Source organism: Accumulibacter sp. (assembly GCF_023806565.1).
Taxonomy (GTDB): Bacteria; Pseudomonadota; Gammaproteobacteria; order Burkholderiales; family Rhodocyclaceae; genus Accumulibacter.
Genome location: NZ_JAMTDV010000060.1, coordinates 1 through 4,184, shown reverse-complemented (window position 1 = coordinate 4,184; position 4,184 = coordinate 1). Strand labels below are relative to the sequence as shown.

Here is a 4,184-nt window from a genome sequence, read left to right as displayed (position 1 = left end):
AACTGCTGAACGAGCCCGCCTGTGCTCACAACAGGAACGAGAAATCCGGTTGCGCGCGCACCAGACCGGGCGCGACGGCGGGCGGCTGCTCGTTCGACGGGGCGCAGATCGCGCTGCTGCCGATTGCCGACGTCGCGCACATCGTACACGGGCCGATCGCCTGCGCCGGCGCCTCCTGGGACAACCGCGGCGCGCGCTCGTCGGGCCCGACACTCTATCGCACCGGCATGACCACCGATCTCACCGAGCAGGACGTGATCATGGGGCGTGGCGAGAAGCGGCTGTTCCTGGCCATCAAGCAGGCGATCGACGACTACGCGCCGAAGGCCGTCTTCCTCTACTCCACCTGCGTTCCGGCGTTGATCGGCGACGATCTCGAGGCGGTGGCCAGAGCGGCCAGTGCGCGCTGGGGGGTGCCGGTGGTGCCGGTCGACTGCGCCGGCTTCTACGGCACCAAGAACCTGGGCAACCGCATCGCCGGGGAGGCCATGTTCAAGTACGTGATCGGCACCCGCGAACCGGCACCGGTCGCCGCCTCCGCGCAACGGCCGGGCATCCGGGTCCACGACGTGAACCTCATCGGCGAATACAACATCGCCGGCGAGTTCTGGTACCTCGCGCCGCTCTTCGACGAACTGGGTCTGCGCATTCTGTGCACGCTCTCGGGCGACGCACGCTTCCACGAGGTGCAGTGCATGCATCGCGCGCAAGCGTCGATGGTGGTCTGCGCCAAGGCGCTGCTCAATGTCGCGCGCAAACTTGAAAGCGACTTTGGCGTGCCGTTTTTCGAAGGCAGCTTCTACGGCATCAGCGACACCTCGCAGGCCTTCCGTGACTTCGCCCGCTTGCTTGGCGACGACGATCTTTCGGCGCGCACCGAAGCGATGATTGCCCGCGAGGAGCGCGCCGTTCGCGCGGCCCTCGAACCCTGGCGAGCGCGGCTGGCCGGCAAGCGGGTGCTGCTCTACACCGGTGGCGTCAAGAGCTGGTCGGTGGTGTCGGCGCTGCAGGAGCTCGGCATGACGGTGGTTGCCACGGGCACCAAGAAGTCGACCGAGGAGGACAAGGCGCGCATCCGCGAGATCATGGGCGAAGCGACGAAGATGATCACTGACGGCAGCCCGACGGCGCTGCTGCAGGCCTACCAGGACTACCACGCGGACATTCTGATCGCTGGCGGGCGCAACCTGTACACTGCCCTGAAGGCCCGCATCCCCTTCCTCGACATCAACCAGGAAAGGGAATTCGGCTACGCCGGGTATGGCGGCATGCTGGAGCTGGTGCGCCAGCTCGCACTGACGCTCGAATCGCCGGTGTGGAAGAAGGTGCGGGCGCCAGCGCCGTGGCGCGCCGCGCCGGCAATGGGCGACGTGTCGACCGTTGCCGGAGACTCCCATGCCTGAAATTCTCAAGCGCGCCAAGCCACTGGCGGTGAATCCGCTCAAGGCCAGTCAGCCGATCGGTGCCGCCCTGGCTTTCCTCGGCCTGCGGCGGGCGATTCCGATGCTGCACGGGTCGCAGGGCTGTACAGCTTTCGGCAAGGTGTTCCTGGTACGCCATTTCCGCGAGCCGATCCCGCTGCAGACGACGGCCATGGATCAGGTGTCGAGCATCATGAGTGCCGACGAGAACGTCATCGAGGGCTTGCGCGTGCTCTGCGAGAAGAGTCGGCCGGAGATCATCGGCCTGCCGACCACCGGGCTTTCCGAGACCCAGGGCTGCGACCTGCTGCGCCTGGTACGCGAATTCCGCCGTCGGCATCCGGAGTTCTCGACCACCGCGGTGGTGCCGGTAAATACCCCGGACTACAGCGGCTGCCTGGAGTCCGGCTTCGCTCTTGCCGTCGAGGCGATCATCGACAAGCTGCTCGCCGCCGGCGCCGGGCGGGAGCCGGCCGCGTGCCGCAGCAGGCAGCTCAACGTCCTTGCGTCGTCGATGCTGACGCCGGGAGACATTGAAGCGATCAAGGAGTGGATCGAGGCCTTCGGTCTGAAGCCGGTGGTTCTGCCCGACCTCGGCGACTCGCTCGATGGCCATCTGATCGATCAGGACAGCACGCCACTGACCCTCGGAGGGACGTCAAGAGCAGCCATCGAATCGCTCGGCGGAGCTGTTGCCACCGTCGTCATTGGTCGGTCGCTGCACAAGGCGGCCGATCTGCTGCGGGCACGCAGTGGCGTTCCTGATTTCCGTTTCGATCATCTTCTCGGCCTTGATGCCTGTGACGCCTTCACCGTCGCACTGGCCGAAATCTCGGGGCAGCCGGTACCGCCCGCCATCGAGCGCCAACGGGCGCAACTGCAGGACGCGATGGTCGACACCCATTTCATGACCGGTTTCCTGCGCATCGGCATTGCCGCTGATCCCGACCTGTTGGTCGCGCTGGGGCAGTTCCTCACCGGGGTCGGCGGCGAGATCGTCGCCGCAGTGGCGTCGATGCGTGCCGAGGTGCTCGCCGATCTGCCGGCCGCCCGTGTGCGCATCGGCGATCTCGAGGATCTGGAACGTGCGGCACTGGCGCAGCGCGCCCAGCTGATCGTCGCCAACTCGCACGCCGCAACCAGCGCGCAACGCCTGAAAGTACCGCTGCTGCGCGCCGGTTTTCCCCAGTACGACTGGGTCGGCGGCTATGCGCGGACCTGGGTCGGCTATCGCGGCGCGCGTCAGGCTTTGTTCGATATCGCCAATCTCTTCCTCGGGAGCCATCATGACATCCCTGTCCAGCGATCGATCTACCGGGTCGGCGACGACGGCGACGCACCGACGCGGGCGCCGTCTGGCGTTGGCCTGGTCCGCCACTAGCGAGGCGCCGGCAATGATCAGAGTCGCTTTCGCCAGCAGCGACCGCAGCACGGTGAATCAGCACTTCGGCGCCGCCACGGGATTTGCCGTCTATGCCCTGGACGGTGAACGGGCGCGGCTGATTGAAATCGTCGAGTTCCCGCCGGCCACCGTCGAAGCAAACGAAGGCAGACTGCCGGCACGGGTTGCGGCGCTGGCGGGTTGCGCCGCGGTCTACTGTCTGGCGGTCGGCGCTTCGGCCGTGAAGCAGTTGCTGGCCGCTGGCGTACAGCCGGTCCGGATCGACGACGAAACGGGAATCGACCTGCTGCTGCGGCAGCTCAGTGGAGCAATCCGCGCCGGCGGCATCGGCTGGGTCGACAAGGCGAGTCGCCGGCACGACGGCGACGACACCCGCTTCGATCGCATGCTCGACGAAGGCTGGAACGAGTGATCGCGAGCCCTCTGCAAGCCCGCGGTCGGGTGATCGAGGTGCGCGGCGATGTGGCCGCCATACGCATTGCCGTCGCTTCGAGCTGTCACGGCTGCCGGGCACGCGCCTTCTGCGCGGACGGTGGCGGGCAAGTCATCCGCATCGTCGCGCCAGCGAACACCTCGGTCGGCGACCCGGTGTTGCTCGAACTCGATCAAGCGAACTTCGCGCTCGGTGTGGCGATCGGCTATCTGCTCCCGGTCCTGACGCTGCTGCTCGGCGCTGCCGTGTCGTCTCTCGCTGGCGACGCCGCCGCCGCGGTCGGTGCCGCCGTCGGCCTGACCAGCGGTCTGTGGCTGGTCCAACCACTACACCACCGGCTGCTCGCAGACCGCCTGCAGCCGACCGCTTCCCTCACCTGTCCAAGCCAGTCCGTTTCCGGAGACAACCCATGACCGCCGGTCTTGCCCTTGCATCCGCCATCGAGCCCGCAGATGCGCCAATCTATGGCACCGAATTCATCCGGGAAATGCTGCGTCAGACGCGGGCGCTCGACAGCTATGGCCAGTGGGACGGCAAGCCGGTGCCGACGATCCTCGCCGGCTACGTGCTGAGCAAGGAGCAGAAGCGCGCGCTGCCGACCATTGGCGATCCCGACGAGTTGACACTGGCCCGCGTCAAGGCTTTCCACAACGCGATTGCAGTATTGATCGAGAAGGAATGCGGGCAGATGGCGGTGCCCTTCGTGCAGATCACCCACGAAGGCTTCGGGCGTGCGCTGATCACAGTCGGCAAGCTGGTGGTGATGGATCGGACGCTACGCGATGTGCATCGCTTCGGCTTCGAGTCGCTGTCGAAGATGAAGAGCGAAGCCGACAAGCACCTCGCCGTAGCGCTCGGCGTCATCGGCCGATTCCCGGAAGTGGCGGGCATGTGAGGGCAGAAAGATGAGCGAAGACGAAATCAGGGA

5 protein-coding genes are annotated in these 4,184 nt (G+C 66.5%); all 5 read left to right on the top strand.

Annotation, left to right across the window (positions count from 1 at the left end; genetic code table 11):
- Positions 1–2 precede the first annotated feature (2 nt).
- From nifE to NFV80_RS06640, 5 genes are read left to right on the top strand one after another with little or no spacing between them, the layout of a single operon-like run.
- Positions 3–1,403 (top strand): nitrogenase iron-molybdenum cofactor biosynthesis protein NifE, encoded by a 1,401-nt coding sequence (nifE, locus tag NFV80_RS06660; RefSeq protein ID WP_296758202.1) that lies wholly within the window; start codon positions 3–5, stop codon positions 1,401–1,403.
- Complete coding sequence (gene nifN / locus NFV80_RS06655; protein ID WP_296758200.1) at positions 1,396–2,802, top strand: nitrogenase iron-molybdenum cofactor biosynthesis protein NifN; 1,407 nt, start codon at positions 1,396–1,398, stop codon at positions 2,800–2,802. The genes nifE and nifN overlap by 8 nt, the downstream gene beginning before the upstream one ends.
- Positions 2,803–2,815: 13 nt before the next feature.
- Positions 2,816–3,235 carry a NifB/NifX family molybdenum-iron cluster-binding protein gene (locus tag NFV80_RS06650; RefSeq protein WP_295329269.1) on the top strand — a complete coding sequence of 140 codons (420 nt, stop codon included), beginning with the start codon at positions 2,816–2,818 and terminating at the stop codon, positions 3,233–3,235.
- Entirely contained in the window at positions 3,232–3,669 is a 438-nt protein-coding gene (locus NFV80_RS06645) for a SoxR reducing system RseC family protein (protein WP_295329266.1), read from the top strand. The genes NFV80_RS06650 and NFV80_RS06645 overlap by 4 nt, the downstream gene beginning before the upstream one ends.
- Positions 3,666–4,151, top strand: coding sequence for a NifX-associated nitrogen fixation protein (locus tag NFV80_RS06640; protein ID WP_295329265.1), 486 nt, complete (start codon positions 3,666–3,668; stop codon positions 4,149–4,151). The genes NFV80_RS06645 and NFV80_RS06640 overlap by 4 nt, the downstream gene beginning before the upstream one ends.
- Positions 4,152–4,184: the final 33 nt, after the last annotated feature.